The sequence below is a fragment of the Chitinophaga dinghuensis genome (assembly GCF_003259435.1).
Lineage (GTDB): Bacteria > Bacteroidota > Bacteroidia > Chitinophagales > Chitinophagaceae > Chitinophaga > Chitinophaga dinghuensis.
The window spans coordinates 451,699-469,938 of record NZ_QLMA01000005.1 but is presented as its reverse complement, the minus strand read 5'-3'; the positions used below and the strand labels follow the sequence as shown (position 1 = coordinate 469,938).

The following is an 18,240-nucleotide window of genomic DNA, read 5'->3' as shown; positions in this document are numbered from 1 at the left end:
ATAAAAGGTATGATAATAGAATCAGTGCTGGGCAATACGGCTGAAATGTCGGTGGCGAATCTGGAAATAGACCTGCTGCCGTTGGAGTGGTTTGAAACAACGAAACGTATCCAACGGAAGAAAACAGCGGCAGGTCGCGAGATAGCTATCCGGTTTCTCCGGGAAGGCCAGCGCCTTCGCCAGGGTGATATCCTGATGATGGATGAGCAGCATGCAGTAGTGGTGGATATTATTCCCAGCGATGCGATTGTAGTCACTCCCCGTAACCTGTTGGAAATGGGGAGTGTCTGCTACGAAATCGGGAACAAGCATCTCCCCGTATTCATACAAAACGATCAGGTATTACTGCCTTTCGAGGAACCAATATTCCGCTGGCTACTGGCCAGCGGATACGCTACCGAAAAGCAACATACCCGACTGACGAATTTGCTGAATGCCAACGTACAGCCGCATAGTCACGGTAGTGGCGGCGGAAGCTCACTGTTCTCCAAAATTATGGGCCTAACATCGAGATAAATGATGATGAACCGCTTTTTTCTCGGCAGTCTGCTGCATTTAAGTGATCCCACACTTCCCATTGGCGGTTATACGCATTCCAATGGACTGGAAACGTATGTGCAGCAAGGGATCGTTCACAATACGCCCACTGCTGAACAATTTGTACGGCAAATGCTGACGGCGAACCTGCACTTCAATGATGCGGCCTTCGTTTGCCTGGCTTACCAGGCGGCAGCGGAGAACAATCTGCCAGCGCTACTCCTGCTGGACGCGGAACTGAGCGCGCTTAAACTGCCCACAGAAATCCGCAATGCCAGCCAGAAACTGGGCCTGCGCCTGATCAAAATTTTCCGTCGGCAGAAAGAATTCGCTTTTGCTTCGGCATACGAAAATGCCATCGCTGCGAAACAAACAGACGGTCATTATGCCATCGCATTTGGCGTATATGCATCCCTGTTAGAGATTCCTTTGCCGGAAGCATTGTATGCCTTCTTCTATAATGCTGCTGCCGGAATGGTCACCAACGCGGTGAAGCTGGTGCCTCTCAGTCAGTTGGACGGTCAGGATATCCTGTTCCGGATGCAAACAGTCATCGGTGAGCTGGTAGATAAAACCATTCACCTCGACAGAGACCTGGTCGGCGTATGTAACACGGGGTTTGACATCCGATGCATGCAACATGAACGCCTGTACTCCAGGCTCTATATGTCTTAAACTTTTAAAAATTATTCCCGGTCATGAGTAATAGAAAATATGTAAAAATTGGCGTAGCCGGACCTGTAGGTTCCGGTAAAACAGCTCTCATTGAAAGGCTGTCTCGTCACCTGATGAATCAATACAGTCTTGGTGTTATTACCAACGATATTTATACGAAAGAAGATGCGGAGTTCCTGACAAAAAACAGTCTGCTCCCTAAAGAACGCATTATCGGCGTGGAAACCGGCGGATGCCCGCACACTGCTATCCGCGAGGATGCCAGTATGAACCTGGAAGCTGTGGATGAAATGGCGGCCCGTTTCCCGGATGTGGAACTTATTCTGATAGAAAGCGGCGGCGATAATCTGAGTGCTACTTTCAGCCCGGATCTGGCGGATGTTACCATTTTTGTTATTGATGTGGCAGAGGGAGACAAGATTCCGCGTAAAGGCGGCCCTGGTATTACCCGCTCCGATCTGTTAGTCATTAACAAAATTGACCTGGCGCCTTATGTACATGCCGATCTGGGTGTGATGGAAAGAGATGCCCGCAAAATGCGTAACGGTAAACCTTTCGTATTCACTAACCTGATGTCTCTCCAGGGACTGGATACCGTGATTGGATGGATACAGAAATATGCATTGCTGGAAGAAAGAGAAGAACCAGCTTTGGTGAGATAAAAAACGAGCATGAAGAACAGGCTAACGATAACGAGCGGCTTTAAAAACCAGCGATCATACCTGAAAGATACCTTTTTTACGCCACCTTTCCGGGTGGCGGACATCAGCGAACATCGCAGCGATCCTGCGGTATACCTGATGATTATGAGCTCATCACCGGGAATGCTGGACGGAGACGACTATGATATAGATATTGTGGTGGAGGAAGGAAGTCGTCTCCAGCTCCAGTCCCAGTCGTACCAGCGGCTGTTCAATATGAAACACGGCGCTACGCAGCATCAGAAGATACAACTTCATCCTGGCGCCGCTTTCAGCTATGTGCAACATCCCGTGGTGCCACATGAGAATGCCATTTTTAAAGGAAAGAACCGTATTGATGTGGCAGACAACTGCCTGCTGACATTCGGGGAAATACTTACCTGTGGCAGAAAGCATTCCGGCGAGGTATTTAGATACCGCTCTTTTCATAACATCACTGAGATCTTTCATAACGGTCGCCTGCTGATTAAAGATAATCTCCTCCTGCAGCCGACCCTGGTGGATATGGCGGCAATAGGACAAATGGAAGGATTCACACATCAGGCAACATTGCTGCATGTAAATACCCGAACGGGAATAGAGGAAGACAGCGTAAATATGCTGTATGAGATGCTGGGAGAGGAGAAGGAAATTGCGATAGGTATGAGCAGTCCTTCTTCACAGGTGCTGGCAGTACGTATTCTAGGCAATGGCGGAGAGCAATTGTTTTCCTGCCTGCAAAGGATAGCTGCCTATTTCTGGACAATTGAAAAACAGGTACAGGTTTCATGAATGTAGGATTAACAACACTCGTAGTTTCGGCAGTTACCATCAGCTGTTTGCATACTGCTACCGGCCCGGATCACTATTTGCCGTTCATCGTTTTATCGCGCTCCCGTAAATGGAAGATGTCTAAAACGGTGTTGTGGACAGTGCTCTGTGGCTTCGGGCATATCTTCAGTTCGGTGTTGATCGGACTGTTGGGCGTACTGCTGGGCTGGCAGCTGTCGAGGCTGACCTGGTTCCAGGATGTAAGAGGCAATCTTTCCGGATGGTGCCTGTTGGGATTCGGGGTGATCTATCTGCTCTGGGGATTGCGTCAGGCGTGGCTGAATAAGCCGCACAAGCATTTTGACGTATATGGCGATGGAGATATTTATGTGTATGAACATAAACATGGAGAAGTCGTATATCCGCAGAACCGTGTGAAAGTCACGCCCTGGATATTATTTGCCATCTTCGTGATGGGCCCCAGCGAACCATTGGTTCCTTTGCTTTTCTACTCAGGCTCTCATCGCTCAGCGCTGGAAGTGATAGTATTGATAACTGTATTTGCCATCACCACCGTACTCACCATGCTGGCCATGGTATTGGTGGGATGTTATGGCTATTCCATTATAAAAACCGATAAACTGGAACGCTATGTACATGCCATTGGGGGAGCAGTAGTTACCCTTTGCGGCATTGGAATGGTATTCCTCGGCTGGTAAATATTCATACACATGCAAGAACAAAAGTTGTTACCTGTCGCCCGTATCTTTAGGGGCGTAGGGCAGATCATGCTGCAAGCGAACGCCTGGACAGGCGTACTTTTCCTGGTAGGGATCTTTTATGATTCCTATGTAATGGGTATTGGCGCCTTGCTGGCAGTTTGTATTGGTACCTTAACCGCCAAACTCCTGCACTACCCGGAGGAGGAAATTAACCAGGGACTATACGGCTTTAGCGCCACCTTGGTAGGCGTAGCTCTGACCTTCTATTTCGAACCAGTACCTGTTATCTGGGTAGCATTGATTGTTGGTTCAGCGCTGGCTGCTATTATCCAGCACGCAATGATCCGGCGCAAGCTTCCTGGATTTACTTTTCCGTTTATCATAATCACCTGGATATTATTGTATGTTTTCAAGCATCTTTACGTAGTAGGACCTTCGCCAGAGGTCAGCAGTGTTGCACAGGCATATGATGACTTTACGGTGTCTACGCATGGTTTTGGAGAAGTGATTTTTCAAGGTAGTGTACTGGCAGGGATAATATTTTTCCTTGGCGTGTTTGTAGGATCGCCCATTGCAGCGTTGTATGGCGCGGCGGCATCAGTGCTGGGAGCCTATATCTCCACACAGTTCAGAGAACCGGCACAGGAGATCCATATGGGACTCTTTAGCTTTAATGCGGTGTTATGCGCTATTGCTTTCGCCGGACCTAAAAGATCAGATGGGATTTGGGTATTGATATCCGTGTTCCTGGCAGTATTTATTGATTTTGGAATGTTGGAATTCAACCTGGCAGTTCTCACTTTCCCATTTGTGCTGGCATCCTGGATAACACTGGGATTGAAAGCAGGAGTAACAAAGATTAGTAAGAAGAATGAATAGACGAATGATGATTGCCGCTCTGATGGCGGTCGGAAACCATGCTTTTGCAGGTGAACCACAAGATTCCATACCGATGAAGGAATCTCACCTTTCACAAATCGAAGTGACAGCGCCCAGAGTAGAACGCTCCATGCTGAAAGTGGATCTCAAAATGACCCCGGTAAATACTGCACAGGATTTGCTGCGCAAAGTACCCGGATTATTTATCGCACAACATGCGGGTGGTGGTAAGGCAGAACAGATATTCCTGAGGGGGTTTGACAACGACCATGGTACAGATATTAATATCAGCGCAGATGGTATTCCTGTAAATATGGTATCGCATGCGCATGGCCAGGGGTATGCTGATCTGCATTTCCTTATCCCGGAAACCATTGAGGGGATTGACTTTGGTAAAGGCGCTTACTATCCTTCCAAAGGCGATCTGAATACTTCCGGTTATGTCAGCTTTCATACATTTGATAGTCTCTCATCCAGTATGGTGAAGCTGGAAGGCGGTTCCTTCAATACGATCCGCGGAACAGGCTTGTTTAATCTCCTCCATAAAAGTGGCGAGCGTGCAGAGAATGCCTATATCGCGGCAGACTATGGCTATACGGATGGTCCATTTGACGTGCCGCAGCATTTCAATCGCCTCAACCTTTTTGGGAAATATAATAAATGGCTGAACAACCGCAACTACATCAGCTTCCTGGCATCTACTTTTCATAGCAGTTGGAATGCATCCGGACAAATTCCTGAAAGGGCAGTAGAGGAAGGGCTTATCAGTCGCTGGGGTTCTATTGATCCTACAGAAGGTGGCAGCACACAGCGTACTAATGCGGCGTTTACGTGGCGTCATATTTTTAACAACAATGCGGAAACGGAATCTTTTTTCTATTACACGCATTATGAATTTAATCTCTTTTCCAACTTCACTTTCTTCCTGAAAGATCCTGTAAACGGGGATGAAATCCAGCAGCGCGATGATCGTAACATGTTTGGCTTCCAGCAGAAATACACCCAAAACTTTGGAAATTTCCGCTGGGAATCAGGTGTTGGCTTCCGCATGGATGATATCACAGACCTGGAACTGAATCATGTATATCGCCGGGATTCCTTGCTGGGCAGAGAGTCCTGGGGAAATGGTACGGAAACTAACCTCTATGCCTATACGGGCCTGGAATGGCGTAAGAATGGATGGAGCATCGCTCCTGGATTGCGTTTCGATGAGATCCTGTTTAAGTATCATGATAAGTTGTTGTCTTCCACAGGAAGAGATCAGGCGGCAAGGGTAAGTCCAAAACTGAATTTCAGTTATTCCCCGAATCCGCATATTCAGTGGTATCTGAAGACAGGCTTGGGTTTCCATTCCAACGATATGCGTGTGGTGATACAGGAACAGGGAAGACAAATTATGCCGATGTCTGCTGGCGCTGATTTGGGAGCTGTCTGGAAACCGATACATAATTTACTGATACAGCCGGCCATCTGGTACACTTATCTGCAGCAGGAATTCGTATATGTAGGCGACGACGCAGTAGTAGAACCGAGCGGCAAAACGCGGAGATTGGGTGTGGACTTGAGTGTGCGCTATCAGCCGGTTAAATGGTTATACCTGGATGCGGATGTAAACTATGCCCATGGCCGATTCATTGATGAGCCTAAAGGGGAGAATTATATTCCGTTGGCGCCGGTACTGACCAGCACTGGTGGCGCGGCCGTACAATTTGGTAAAGGGTTCTCTGCGAATATGCGTTACCGTTATATGAAGGCGAGACCTGCCAATGAAGATAACAGTGTGACTGCTCATGGCTATTTTGTAAACGATCTGGCCTTGGCTTATACCCGTGGAAAGCTGGATTTTACGCTGGGCGTACAAAATTTATTCAATGTAAACTGGAACGAAGCCCAGTTTGAAACAGAAACCAGATTACGGAATGAGCCGAACCCTGTAACGGAACTTTGCTTTACGCCAGGTACGCCATTTGCGCTCAAAGCAGGGATTGCCGTGAGGTTTTAATCCAAAATCCCTTAGCTTTGCGGTCTTTTAGACCAATAGTCATTATAATGCGCGGTAGCTTTTTTATGTTGCTGACCTGCATGGCGTCTAGTGCCGCAGCGCAGCAGCAGCCGGATACAACCGGCAAAATCCGTAGCCTGGATGAAGTCATAGTACAAGAAAACAGGTTGTCGGCTCCTTTAAAACAATCGAACAGGAATATAACTATTATCAGCCGCCGGCAGATTGATGCCATGGCGGCTGTTAGTATTAATGAGGTACTGGCATTTGTGCCAGGCCTGGACGTGCGTCAGCGCGGTCCTGGCGGCGTTCAGGCAGATATAGGCCTGGATGGCGGTACATTCGATCAGACGCTGGTACTGGTAAATGGTATTAAAATTACCGATCCGCAGACAGGCCACAACATTATGAACCTCCCGGTTTCGCTGAATGATGTAGACCATATCGAGGTACTACGCGGAGCTGCGGCACGTATTTACGGTATCAATGCCCTGAATGGCGCGATTAATATCATCACCCGCAAAGCCGCTGCCAGTGGGGCAGAGGTGAACGGAAACCTGGGAAGCAGCTTCCACAGAGATGATAACAACAAATTATATAATAGCTATAGCCTCGGTGCTTCCGGCGCAGTAGTGAAAGATAAAAGCAACCAGTCTCTCTCCGCCAGTATGAATGCTGGTAATGGTTATCGCTACAATACGGCCTATCAGAATACGAAGGCGCTGTACCAGGGCGATTTCCGGATGAACAGAGACAATAGTGTCAGTGTGCTGGCAGGTTACGTGGATAATCAGTATGGCGCAAATGCTTACTATGCCGCACCTGGAGATATTGAATCCAAGGAATATGTGAAAACTGCGCTGGCAGCTGTTAGCAGCAGTCATAAGATAACCAGCAACTGGTTGATGACGCCAAGAATCAGCTATCGTTTTGCAGAAGATGATTATCGTTATATCAAAACGACCATTGCAAAGGCCAGGAACCTGCATAACACCAACATCGTGGATGCAGAGCTGAACAATACCTTCGATACGAAGATTGGTTTGTTTGGCGCTGGCGTGGAAGCTCGTTATGAGCATATCAACAGTTCCAACCTGGGAAATCATGAGCGTACCAACCTGGGTGCGTTTGCGGAGTACAAAACCCGTGGCGATAAGCGACTGAACTTCTCTCTCGGAGGCTATCTGAATTATAACACCATGTACGGCTGGCAGTTTTTCCCTGGCGCCGACGTAGGGTTCAATATCACACCGGATCTGAAAGTATATGCTACTGCCGGGACAGCACAGCGTCTTCCTACCTATACAGACCTTTACTATAAAAGTGCCAGCATTATCGGGAACGACCAGCTGGGACCGGAGAAAGCCGTTTATACAGAACTGGGCATCCGTAAATATGCCGGTAAATTCAATTTCGCTGCAAGCGGATTCTATCGCCAGATCTCCGACTTCATTGACTATGTGAAAGACAGTCTGCCACAACCATGGCAGCCACAGAATTTCCAGCGTGCAGATACGAAAGGACTGACTGGTAGCGTAGGTTATAATACCATCCTCCAGGAAAAAGGATTCTTTAATAGCCTGGGGCTGAATGTTGGGTATAATTATCTCTCGCCTGATTTTAAGGGAGACGACACTCATAATAAAATCAGCAGATACGTTATTGAGAGCCTGAGGCATCAGTTTATCGCAGGTGCGAGAACCAATATTGCCGGGCATTTCAGCGTTTCTGCCAATATGAGATACTGTAAGCGTATTAACTATAAGGACTATACGTTAATTGATGCTAGGATTGCCTATCATCAACCACGATTTAAGATTTATGCAGATGCGACCAATCTGTTGGATGTAACCTACATCGAAGCAGGAGCGGTGCCGATGCCGGGGCGTTGGATGACGCTAGGCGCATCTTTTAAACTCAAATAACTGAATCCCGCCACCATGGCGGGATTTTTTATTGCCATTGCCTGCATTTTAACAAGCCATTAACCGTTAGAGGGTAAACAGGACAACTTGCGTAATAGAGATATACCAAATATTCTGTACTGTGAGAACTGGAGTTGTGACCAATCAGTGGCGGCTGCCTGTCCCTGCATCCGCCGGGGTGTTCAAAACCTTACCAACTGTACGCGAAAAGCGATTTAGTATCCTGATAGCCAGCATATTTCTGCTGGGAACCCTTATTCTGTACTGTCAGGCATTGGTGACGGAGCGATTCAATAATTTTATCATCTTCCGTACATCCTGGACGCATCTGGTGGAGCATCTGCCTTTGTATGATCTATACCCGACGGCCTATTTCGATTATTATCTCTATCATCCCAGTTTTCCGGTCCTGTTTCTCCCTTTTGCTTTATTACCTGTACAGGTAGGACTGCTGCTATGGATGCTTTTCAATAGCGGACTGGTATTATATGCAGTGCATCAATTGCCTGCTACGCCTAAGCAAAAGAATATTATTGGCGCACTGGTGATGCTCGAAGTCCTGAATGCAGTGCAGTCATCGCAGGTGAATCCTGCCATGGTAGCGTTGATGCTGCTAACGGTGGTGAATTTCGAAAGAAGAAATGTCCGACTCGCAGCACTATTTACTTGTCTCTGCTTTTTTATCAAAGGGTATGGCGCTATTGTGGGAATTTTATTTCTCTTTTATGATCAGAAGCAGGAGTACCTGAAGTATTGTCTGATATATGGGCTCATAGGCACTTTGCTGCCGTTGATGGTGATTACGCCAACGGAATTATTACAAACCTATCATGATTGGTTTCAGTTGATTAGTAGTCCTGAAATAAAAGAAGATGGCTCCTTATTCGCTACCATAGACGCTTTCCGGCATCTGCCATATACGGCATCTACAGTCGTGGATAAAATTGTAATGGGAATTGCGTTTGCAGGTTTAATCCTCGCCTTGTTCAATACCGCCAGGGCAAAGGATTCCAGGAGTCGCTGGCTGATGGCTGCCTACTTATTGATATGGGCGGTGATCTTTAATCAGGCCACCGAACCGCCTACATATGTGATCGCGGTAACGGGGGCAGTGGCCATTCTCGTGATGTTTTCACACAAATGTGTGACAATTCTTTTGTTGACAATACTGATATTTGTTACATCGTTATGTCCAACAGATTTAGTACCCAAGTTTATTAACCTAATCGCTGTTGAATATCACCTAAAGTCTTTACCCTGCTTATTTGTATTACTATATATACAGTCAAGTCTCTTTTTTCAAAGCGGCAAGGTCAAGATTGACTAACTTGATTTTGCAAACAAATGTGGGTGTCTGCTATTGCGGGCGCCCCTTTTGTTTTTACGTAGGTGCGTAAGCGTTAGCATATAAAAAAACTGACCTGGAAGTCGGCATACCGTACTATCCTTTCAGACAATACAATTATACGTACTTCCAGGTCAGCTGACAATCGTATGGGCGCTTACTTAGCGTTCGCTACAAGTGTTACTTCCAGTTCAAACTCATCGTAGATGGCTTTATCGCCGATGCCAGCGAAGAAGTTTTTAGAACCGTATTTAATATTGTATTTGGTACGATCCACGGTGATATTGGCTTTTGCTACCAGGTTATTACCATTTACGGTAACGTTTGCAGGGAAGGTAATAGGATTGGTAATGCCTTTGATGGTGAGATTACCGGTAACATCATAAGCGCCATTACCTTTAGCTTTCAGGCTGGTGATGACGAAGTCTGAAGTAGGATATTTTTCAACGGAGAAGAAATCGTCTGCTTTCAGATGGCCTACCAGTTTGGCATTGCCGTCGGCATCTTTAATATCTGTAACTGCAATGCTGCGGGTATCCAGAGAGAAATTACCGCTCTTCAGTACATTATTTTCCAGTGCCAGTGAGCCGGAAGCGATGTTTATGGTACCGCTATGCTGACCGGTTACTTTTTTACCTACCCAATTCAGTTTACTTTGTTTGGCATCTACCTGGAAGGTAGCGGCTTTGGCAACAACGGTATGAGTAGTTGCTTTTTTCTTACCATCTTTTGCTACAGCAGGCAGCGTATGAGACACCATCAGGATGGCGCCGCCGATAAATAAAAGGGATGCTAATTTTTGCATGTTATTTCTGGTTTGTATATAAATAGTTGCGTCTGAAATGTTTCTGACGCCATTTTTTTATCAATAGTACCACCAACAGGAATAGCATAAAAAGCGGTTTAGACGTTAACTTCCTGGCTCCTCCATGCTGGCGGGGAGCAAAAATACAGTTGTTGCGGATAACGGCAAAGGATATACGGAGAATGAAATTCTCCTGTAAGTGCAGCATTCCAGCGGCTTTATCCGTGGTGGTATACCAAAGATAGGTGGAGCCCGCATGATTTCCAAATAAAGTCTACTAATTTAGTAGGATAATTGTGAAAATAGCCCCCATAAAGGGTTTTAACTGAATTTTTATTCGCCGCCGGGTTGTCGTACCTTTGCGGCTTAAAATACCTGGTTTGAGCAAGACAGTTTATTTAATTACACCACCATTTACACAGCTGAACACGCCGTATCCGGCCACCGCATACCTGAAAGGCTTCCTGAACACAAAAGGGATCAGTTCCTTTCAGTCGGACCTCGGTATAGAAGTGACGCTGTCCTTATTCTCAAAACAGGGATTAACTGATCTGTTTTCTTATATCCACCATCACCCTGTAGGCGCAGTATCGGAGAATATTGCCCGCATCCTTGCATTACAGGAGGATTATATTCATACTGTTGATGCCGTAATATCCTTCCTGCAGGGGAAGAACCCTACTATTGCCCATCTCATCGTAAAAAGGGATTACCTGCCGGAAGCCTCCCGTTTTGCGCAACTGGATGATCTGAACTGGGCTTTTGGCTCCATGGGAAACCAGGATAAAGCCAAACACCTGGCCACCATGTACCTGGAGGATCTTTCTGATCTGATCATGGAATGTGTGGACAGTCACTTCGGCTTCAGCAGATATGCCGAGAAGCTGAGCCGTTCTGCTAATAGCTTCGATGAGCTCCACCTTGCCTTACAGCAGCCATTTACCTATATCGACGAGTTGCTGATAAAGCTTCTGCAACAACGTATGGAGGAGGTGCAGCCGCAGATGGTGGCCATATCTGTCCCTTTCCCTGGTAATCTCTACGCCGCTTTCCGTTGCGGACAGTGGATCAAAGCGCATTATCCTAATGTGAAAATAGCCATGGGAGGAGGATTCCCTAATACGGAACTGCGTTCCCTTTCAGATGCACGCGTTTTTGAATATATTGATTTTATCACCCTGGATGATGGAGAAGCGCCGGTAGAGAATTTGCTGGGTTATGTATTGGGAGATAAAAGTCAGTCTGACCTCAAGCGTACCTTCCTGCTGGAAGAGGGCGCTGTGAAATATTACAACAACTCTTCCTGCCAGGATTACAAGCAGCATCAGGTAGGAACCCCTGATTACAGCGATTTCCTGCTGAACGACTATATCTCCGCTATTGAAGTGGTGAACCCTATGCACAGTCTCTGGAGCGATGGACGCTGGAATAAGCTGACCATGGCCCACGGCTGTTACTGGGGCAAATGTACTTTCTGCGATATTTCGCTGGATTATATCCGCATATACGAGCCCATTGCCGCTTCGCTACTCTGCGACCGCATGGAAACGATCATCGCCCAAACGGGGCAGACAGGCTTCCATTTTGTGGATGAGGCCGCTCCGCCTGCTTTGATGCGGGCGCTGGCATTGGAAATCATTAAGCGAAAGCTGAATGTGAGCTGGTGGACGAACATCCGTTTTGAGAAGAGCTTTACCCGCGACCTTTGCCTGCTGCTGAAAGCTTCCGGCTGTATTGCGGTGAGTGGCGGTCTGGAAGTGGCGTCCGACAGATTACTGGGCCTTATTCAGAAGGGAATTACCGTTGCCCAGGTGGCAAGGGTAAACCGACACTTTACAGAAGCCGGCATCATGGTGCATGCTTACCTGATGTATGGTTTTCCTACCCAAACCGCACAGGAGACCATCGATGCCCTGGAAATGGTGCGTCAGATGTTCCAGGCAGGGATTCTGCAATCCGCTTACTGGCATCAGTTCACCATGACAGCTCACAGTCCTGTTGGAATGGACCCCGCGAAGTTTAAAGTGCAAAAGGAAACCGAAGAAATAGGCACTTTTGCTAACAATGATATTATGCACATCGATCCTACAGGGGCCGATCATGAAAGTTTCAGCTATGGACTTAAGAAATCGTTGCTGAACTTTATGCATGGCGCCTGCCTGGATTATCCGTTGAATAAATGGTTTGAGTTCAAGGTGCCTAAAACGTCCATATCGCCGGATTATATCATGAATGCGTTGATGGAAGAGGAGCCGGGAACGATCAAACCTACTTCTAAAGTGGTTTTCCTGGGTAGGCAACCGGCCCTGGAGATTGTCACCAAATCGAAGAAAGGCAATACCTGGGAGATGGCTTCCCTGACCTTCCAAAGCAGGAAAGAAGCGGTGAACATCCGTGTAGATCCGCCACAGGGTAACTGGCTGGCAGGTATGCTCCGGGAGCTGGATGTTAATAACGCTAAGACCTATACGTTGCAGGAGGTAAAGCAAAGTTATGAGTTGGCCGGACTGGAAGATTTCGAGCTTTTCTGGGATAACAAACCGGTGAACACTTTACATAAGCTGGGTTTATTAAAGCTTTAAAATAAAAAGCGGGGCGTTAAGCCCCGCTGCTATTACTTCTTCAGGTATTTCCAATTCCTGATTTTCCCTTCGGCCATCCATTCTACGGCAGTGGCTATACGTGATTGACGGGTCGCTTCCGTTTTGGCTTCTGTAATCCAGGAAGTATATTCTTTTTTATTGGAGTAACTGAACTCCTCGAAAGTCTTCGCAGCAGCTTTATTCTTTTTCAATGCAGCCACTAAATCTGCTGGTATTTCCAGTTCTTTTTTCTCGGTTGTTTTCGGCTTTTGTGGAACTTTCGCGCCTTCGTCTATCAGTTTGGCGGCCTGTTTCAGATACTTGATCAGTATTTTATCGGCAGGCAGTTCTTTCAGGCTGGTAATCTTCCCAAGGTGTCCCATGGCGGTTTCGCCGGTGGCAGTCAGGATTTTGTCCGGATCATCCATGATGGCGGCTTTCCAGAAGTTCACGGCGCAATGTTGTTTGAAACCCGCGATGCTGGTGAGGATACTGCCATTGTAATCGAAATGTGGGAAGCCCCATTTTATGGTTTCGGTTACATCGGGGCATGCCTGGTGTACCAGTTGCCTGAAATGCTGTAATATTGGCTGGGCGAAGGCTGCGGCCTTTTCTATATAAGCGTCTATACGTGGATCACTCTTTGTTCCTGTTTTTGAGGAAGAGCGGGAAGTTGTAGTCTTCATAAAATTTTATGTGGTCACCTGTTAAATCCATAATGGGCCCTTTATCGTTATCTGGCCTAGGGTAGAGCTGTACATCGCTCATATTGCTCAATACCTTCCAGCCGTCGGGCGTTTCCTGCACGTTGATGATGTGCAGTGTTTTAAATTTAGGATTGTAATATGTTCTAATTTCTGTTATTTCCCAAACATTCATCCGTTGGGGTCTTTTATATAGAAAACTTCTTTTCGCCTGATGGAAGGCAGAAGTATTGGGCATGGTATTTACGGCCATGAACATATCTTCCAGCCGGCGTTCCAGGAGTTGGACCATTTCATCTGTAATGGGTCTTGGAATTTTAGGGCTGGTAGAAGTGCCGAGCAGATACAGCGCTTCTCTGTAGAAGTCTTTACAGGCGCGGATTCTGTCTTGGTCTCTTGAGTCGATCGCATCCCCTAACAATAAGAGGGCGCCTTCCGGAGTAGTAAGATTATGTTCAAAATGATCATGGCCGTTGTCTATTTCGTAGGGGAGCTGGTCGAGGATATTTTTTCTGTAATAGCGTTCGATATTTTTCATACCTATGCGGATGGAATAGCCGCCCAGGAGGAAACCGTCTTCCACCATCATCCAGTCGATGATACAGGATTCTGGCAATGTTATTTCAGTACCAGGTTTATATTTTTTAGAGAGACATTTGGTACTGATGATGCCATTGATCGTGCCATTTTCGAAAAAAGGGTAGGTGATCCAGGGCTCGATGGTGCGCTGTTGGTCTGTAAGGCGTACCCTTACTGCAAAGCTATGCTGTTGGAGCCGGGGTTGCTTAAGAGAGCATTTAAAATAACCGATGGTATGAAGCGCCTTGTATAATAAGGGTTCATAGTTTTCTGGTTTCAACGGGGGAGTGGGCAGTCCTGCTTTAATTTCAGACCAGGATTGATCAATCGGGTTAAACGGTCTTGCTAACAGGAAATTTAAGGTCCTGTTGTAGTGTCTTTTGAGGTTTGTAACAAATTTGTAGAGCATGTGAATGAATTTACTAATGTATTCGATGTAAACAGGCTGGCTACGGGGGATGCAATTTTATATACGACGGAAAGCAGTATCCGGACTTTTACCGGTAAAAATAGTTGGTTCCGGTTTTACCGAGAGAAATATTGTTTTAACCGACGACTCAAACGTATTTACCTTTTTTGATATGTACAGCAATGCATTACAGCATACCTTTGTCTCACCATAAAAATCAATCTACAACGCATGAGTAACACATTGGAACAACTCCCTATACTGAATGTTGACCGGATAAGCGTATTCTACGGTCAGTTTCAGGCGGTAAAAGAGGTGTCGCTGGAAGTAAGACCTGGAGAGATCTTTGGACTGCTGGGGCCTAACGGTGCAGGAAAGACCAGCACATTGAGCGCTATTGAAGGATTAATTCGCCCGGCAACGGGGCAGATAAAAGTAGTGGGGTTTGATATTGTGGGGCAGCCATTATATGCCAAAGCGAATATGGGCGTGCAATTGCAGGCCACTAGTTTTCAACCGGAGTTAACGATTGCGGATATACTAAAACTGTATGCAGGCGTTTATGGCGTTAAGCTGACGAAAGAAGATGTGTTTAACAGATTGCAGGAAATCAAGCTGGAAGATGCGGCCGAAAAGAAATACGGTCAATTATCCGGCGGACAACAACAACGAGTTTCCTTGCTAATAGCAACTATACATAATCCCGCACTGGTATTGCTGGACGAGCCGACCACTGGTTTGGATCCGCAGTCCAGACGCCAGTTGTGGGATAGAATTGAAGCCATTCGGGCCAAAGGACATGGCGTCTTACTAACCACTCATTCCATGGAAGAAGCAGAAGCAGTGTGCGACAGAATCGCTATTATCGACCATGGTCGAATCATTGCCATCGATACGCCGGAGCGATTGATAGCGCTGCATCGGGAAGATCCCGAAGTGATCAGCGTATCCCGTAAAGGACGTATCACCCTGGAAGATGTATTTATTGGTTTAACCGGACGCGCCGTTCGTTCATAATATTTTGCCCTTATGGAAACAAGAATACCCGCAACAAAAAATGTACTGACCACCCTGCTGCAAGCAGATTTCACTACGTTATGGCGTAACCGTCGTTCCCTGCGACTAGTACTGCTGGTGCCTATTATCATTCTCATATCCTGGAAAGGATTGGTAGACAAATTAGGGCCCGTAATGGTATTATCCAGTGTTATCACGATTGGATTAACAAGTATTGGTTTAATGGGTTATTCCAATACAATGGCCAGAGACCGCGACAGAGGCGTGTTTCAGCGACTAAGAGTAGCCCCGGTACCTACCTGGACGATCATGTTAAGTCGTTTATCCATCCAGATAGGATTGATTGCCCTGATGGTGCTACTTGTATTTATAGTAGGTTTTGCAGTGGATAAGATCAGTATTTCCGCACTGGGATATATTACCGGTTTGTTGATGACCATCGTTGCCGGTTGGTTGTATCTGGGATTGGGTCAATTGATTGTGGGACTTATTAAAAATCCGGATACGGTGAACTCTACAACAAGGCTGGTATATTTCGCCTTCATTATGGTAGGGATGTTTGGTCAGTTTGGCGCGTTGGGAGAAACCATGAAAGAAGTGGTGCAATGGTCGCCATATGGGGTGGTACAGAAAGCTCTGGCAGGAAGTTTGCAACCATTATTATGGACGAATGATCATACGATGGCATTACTGGCCACCATTGGATATACGTTGGTATTTGTGGGATTGGGAATCAAGTATTTCAAATGGGATAACAAATAAAATATCGCTCTTTTCATAATCAGAGTCCGCAGGGGTTTATTCTTCCTGCGGACTTTTCTGTTTATTTAGACATTTTACTATTCAGGAATTCCCATTCATTGATATGTGCGTTACGGTGTTCTTTGAGCACAATAGCATCAAAGGTAGGGAGCATATCTTGGTGTTCGCTGGCAACATCCTGTTTTTCATTAGGATCTGTTTCCAGGTTATACAGTTGCCATGGCGCTTGTTTATTTTTTTTCATATTGGTTTTGATAGCTTTCCATTTCCCTTTTCTGATGGCTACGGCGCCGCCATTTTCCGGATATTCGAAATAGATATAAGTCCGTTGTTGCAGGGATTTCTCATTGCCTTTTAACGCTGGCAGTAGGGAGACGCCATCATTCGCGGGTGCATTGGTTCCAGCAATTTCTGCGAAAGTAGCCATGAGATCATATTGTACGGCAGCCGCTGCGGCGGTGCTGCCAGCGGGGATTTTTCCAGGCCATCTGGCAATCAGTGGTTCCCGGATGCCTCCTTCATAGAGGTCCATTTTAAGTCCTTTTAATCCGCTTACACTGTTGAAGAAGACAGGATCAACGCCACCATTGAAGGTAGTCCCATTATCGCTGGAGAACATAATAATGGTATTCTCATCCAGTCCCAGTTTCTTCACGAGATCCATTACGATGCCTACTTGTGTATCGAGGTAGGTGATCATAGCAGCGTAGGTGGATAGTGGATATTTGCTGGGCGTATATCCCTGGTTGCCGAGATAGGGCTTTTCATCGAAGAGGCCAACGTATTTTCGTATAGCCGAGTCCGGAGCCTGGAGGGAAACGTGTGGGATGGTATAGGGGAGATACAGGAAGAATGGCTGCTGGCGGTTTTCTTCGATAAACTGTATTGCCTTTTTCGTCATTTCATCTACTGCATAGTCATTGCCTTTGTAGTAATTGAAGGCGCTGTCGGTGGCCTGGTCTGCGCGCAGCGGTTTATGTACATCGATGAAATGATTGTTCAGCGGATCTTTTTTCCCGTTTTCCCAGAGATGGGTAGGGTAGTAGTTATGGGCTTGTTTTTGGTCCAGGTATCCATAGAAGTAATCGAATCCTTGTTTGTTGGGATCGCCGGTAGTGAATGGCATACCGAGTCCCCATTTACCGATAGCGGCTGTCTTATAGCCTGCTTTCTGGAGCATATGGCCGATGGTCACGGTACCTTCCGGGAGTGGCATTTGGCCGCCTTCCAGGGAATCGGCGAAGGTGCCCATTTCATAGTTCCCACGGATATAGCTATGGCCTCCATGTCGGCCAGTGAGTAGCATACATCTGGCGGGAGCGCATACTGGCGTGCTGGTATAGAACTGCGTAAAGTGAATACCTTCCCGGGAGAGTTGATCTAAGCGAGGCGTTTTAATTTTTTGTTGACCATAGGCGCCTACTTCGCCTACGCCCAAATCATCTGCATAGATAAAGATGATGTTTGGTTTTTGCTTTTTTGGTTGCTGGGCCTGACTCTGAAGGGCCCCGACAGATAGCAGCAGTAACAAGGTACTGGTTTTGATTTTCATGTTCCTGTTGTTTATACTGGTCAAGATACGACCTGCTAAACGATTGCAGTAAAATAATTTACGCAAGCGTTTGAGTAAAAGGATAAGATATTTTTGGAATATTGAAATGACTGATTATCTTTGCAACCCTGAAACACAAAATCAGTTGCCCAGATGGCGAAATTGGTAGACGCACTGTGTTCAGGTCGCAGCGCTCGCAAGGGTGTGCTGGTTCGAATCCAGTTCTGGGCACGGAAAAAGGTTGTAAGTTTTGTACTTGCAACCTTTTTTGTTTGTGTCAATGTCGTTTTTGTC

17 protein-coding genes and 1 tRNA gene are annotated in these 18,240 nt (G+C 46.5%); 13 read left to right on the top strand and 5 right to left on the bottom strand.

The features are described 5' to 3' along the window. Positions 1–9 precede the first annotated feature (9 nt). The 9 genes from ureE to CLV59_RS17140 all read left to right on the top strand — a co-directional run bounded on the left by ureE (position 10) and on the right by CLV59_RS17140 (position 9,518). Positions 10–516 carry an urease accessory protein UreE gene (gene ureE, locus CLV59_RS17180; RefSeq protein ID WP_111593287.1) on the top strand — a complete coding sequence of 169 codons (507 nt, stop codon included), beginning with the start codon at positions 10–12 and terminating at the stop codon, positions 514–516. Continuing rightward, positions 517–1,212, top strand: coding sequence for an urease accessory protein UreF (locus CLV59_RS17175; RefSeq protein WP_245950887.1), 696 nt, complete (start codon positions 517–519; stop codon positions 1,210–1,212). 23 nt (positions 1,213–1,235) lie between these two features. After that, positions 1,236–1,874, top strand: coding sequence for an urease accessory protein UreG (ureG, locus tag CLV59_RS17170; RefSeq protein WP_111593286.1), 639 nt, complete (start codon positions 1,236–1,238; stop codon positions 1,872–1,874). Positions 1,875–1,883: 9 nt separating this feature from the next. After that, positions 1,884–2,684 carry an urease accessory protein UreD gene (locus CLV59_RS17165; protein WP_111593285.1) on the top strand — a complete coding sequence of 267 codons (801 nt, stop codon included), beginning with the start codon at positions 1,884–1,886 and terminating at the stop codon, positions 2,682–2,684. Then, on the top strand, positions 2,681–3,382 hold the full coding sequence (locus CLV59_RS17160; RefSeq protein WP_111593284.1) for a hypothetical protein: 702 nt from the start codon (positions 2,681–2,683) through the stop codon (positions 3,380–3,382). Before CLV59_RS17165 ends, CLV59_RS17160 begins: the two co-directional genes overlap by 4 nt. Before the next feature lie 12 nt (positions 3,383–3,394). Further along, entirely contained in the window at positions 3,395–4,264 is an 870-nt protein-coding gene (locus tag CLV59_RS17155) for an urea transporter (protein WP_111593283.1), read from the top strand. After that, complete coding sequence (locus CLV59_RS17150; protein ID WP_111593282.1) at positions 4,257–6,266, top strand: TonB-dependent receptor; 2,010 nt, start codon at positions 4,257–4,259, stop codon at positions 6,264–6,266. The genes CLV59_RS17155 and CLV59_RS17150 overlap by 8 nt, the downstream gene beginning before the upstream one ends. A gap of 47 nt (positions 6,267–6,313) precedes the next feature. Further along, a complete protein-coding gene (locus CLV59_RS17145; RefSeq protein WP_111593281.1) occupies positions 6,314–8,191 on the top strand; it encodes a TonB-dependent receptor plug domain-containing protein in 1,878 nt (625 codons plus the stop codon). 121 nt (positions 8,192–8,312) lie between these two features. Then, entirely contained in the window at positions 8,313–9,518 is a 1,206-nt protein-coding gene (locus tag CLV59_RS17140) for a glycosyltransferase family 87 protein (RefSeq protein WP_170137792.1), read from the top strand. A 175-nt stretch (positions 9,519–9,693) separates the two neighbouring features. On the opposite strand, the gene CLV59_RS17135 is transcribed toward CLV59_RS17140, so the two are convergent. Both CLV59_RS17135 and CLV59_RS17130 read right to left on the bottom strand, forming a co-directional pair. Then, positions 9,694–10,341 carry a YceI family protein gene (locus CLV59_RS17135; RefSeq protein WP_111593279.1) on the bottom strand — a complete coding sequence of 216 codons (648 nt, stop codon included), beginning with the start codon at positions 10,339–10,341 and terminating at the stop codon, positions 9,694–9,696. Position 10,342: 1 nt separating this feature from the next. Further along, positions 10,343–10,549 carry a hypothetical protein gene (locus CLV59_RS17130; RefSeq protein WP_111593278.1) on the bottom strand — a complete coding sequence of 69 codons (207 nt, stop codon included), beginning with the start codon at positions 10,547–10,549 and terminating at the stop codon, positions 10,343–10,345. A gap of 172 nt (positions 10,550–10,721) precedes the next feature. On the opposite strand from CLV59_RS17130, the gene CLV59_RS17125 reads away from it, so the two are divergent. Further along, entirely contained in the window at positions 10,722–12,923 is a 2,202-nt protein-coding gene (locus CLV59_RS17125) for a B12-binding domain-containing radical SAM protein (protein WP_111593277.1), read from the top strand. A 32-nt stretch (positions 12,924–12,955) separates the two neighbouring features. Here the strand turns inward: CLV59_RS17125 and CLV59_RS17120 are convergent, their stop codons facing one another. Both CLV59_RS17120 and CLV59_RS17115 read right to left on the bottom strand, forming a co-directional pair. Further along, entirely contained in the window at positions 12,956–13,609 is a 654-nt protein-coding gene (locus CLV59_RS17120) for a YdeI/OmpD-associated family protein (RefSeq protein ID WP_111593276.1), read from the bottom strand. After that, positions 13,560–14,615 carry a DUF2314 domain-containing protein gene (locus tag CLV59_RS17115; RefSeq protein ID WP_111593275.1) on the bottom strand — a complete coding sequence of 352 codons (1,056 nt, stop codon included), beginning with the start codon at positions 14,613–14,615 and terminating at the stop codon, positions 13,560–13,562. The genes CLV59_RS17120 and CLV59_RS17115 overlap by 50 nt, the downstream gene beginning before the upstream one ends. A 231-nt stretch (positions 14,616–14,846) precedes the next feature. On the opposite strand from CLV59_RS17115, the gene CLV59_RS17110 reads away from it, so the two are divergent. Together CLV59_RS17110 and CLV59_RS17105 are read left to right on the top strand one after the other, a co-directional pair. Continuing rightward, positions 14,847–15,632, top strand: a complete 786-nt coding sequence (locus CLV59_RS17110; RefSeq protein ID WP_111593274.1) for an ABC transporter ATP-binding protein — start codon at positions 14,847–14,849, stop codon at positions 15,630–15,632. A gap of 12 nt (positions 15,633–15,644) precedes the next feature. Next, positions 15,645–16,394, top strand: a complete 750-nt coding sequence (locus CLV59_RS17105; RefSeq protein ID WP_111593273.1) for an ABC transporter permease — start codon at positions 15,645–15,647, stop codon at positions 16,392–16,394. 61 nt (positions 16,395–16,455) lie between these two features. On the opposite strand, the gene CLV59_RS17100 is transcribed toward CLV59_RS17105, so the two are convergent. Further along, positions 16,456–17,946, bottom strand: a complete 1,491-nt coding sequence (locus tag CLV59_RS17100) for an arylsulfatase (protein WP_111593272.1) — start codon at positions 17,944–17,946, stop codon at positions 16,456–16,458. Between the two features lie 147 nt (positions 17,947–18,093). Here CLV59_RS17100 and CLV59_RS17095 point away from each other — a divergent pair. Next, a tRNA-Leu gene (locus tag CLV59_RS17095) sits at positions 18,094–18,177 on the top strand. The last annotated feature ends 63 nt before the right edge of the window (positions 18,178–18,240 follow it).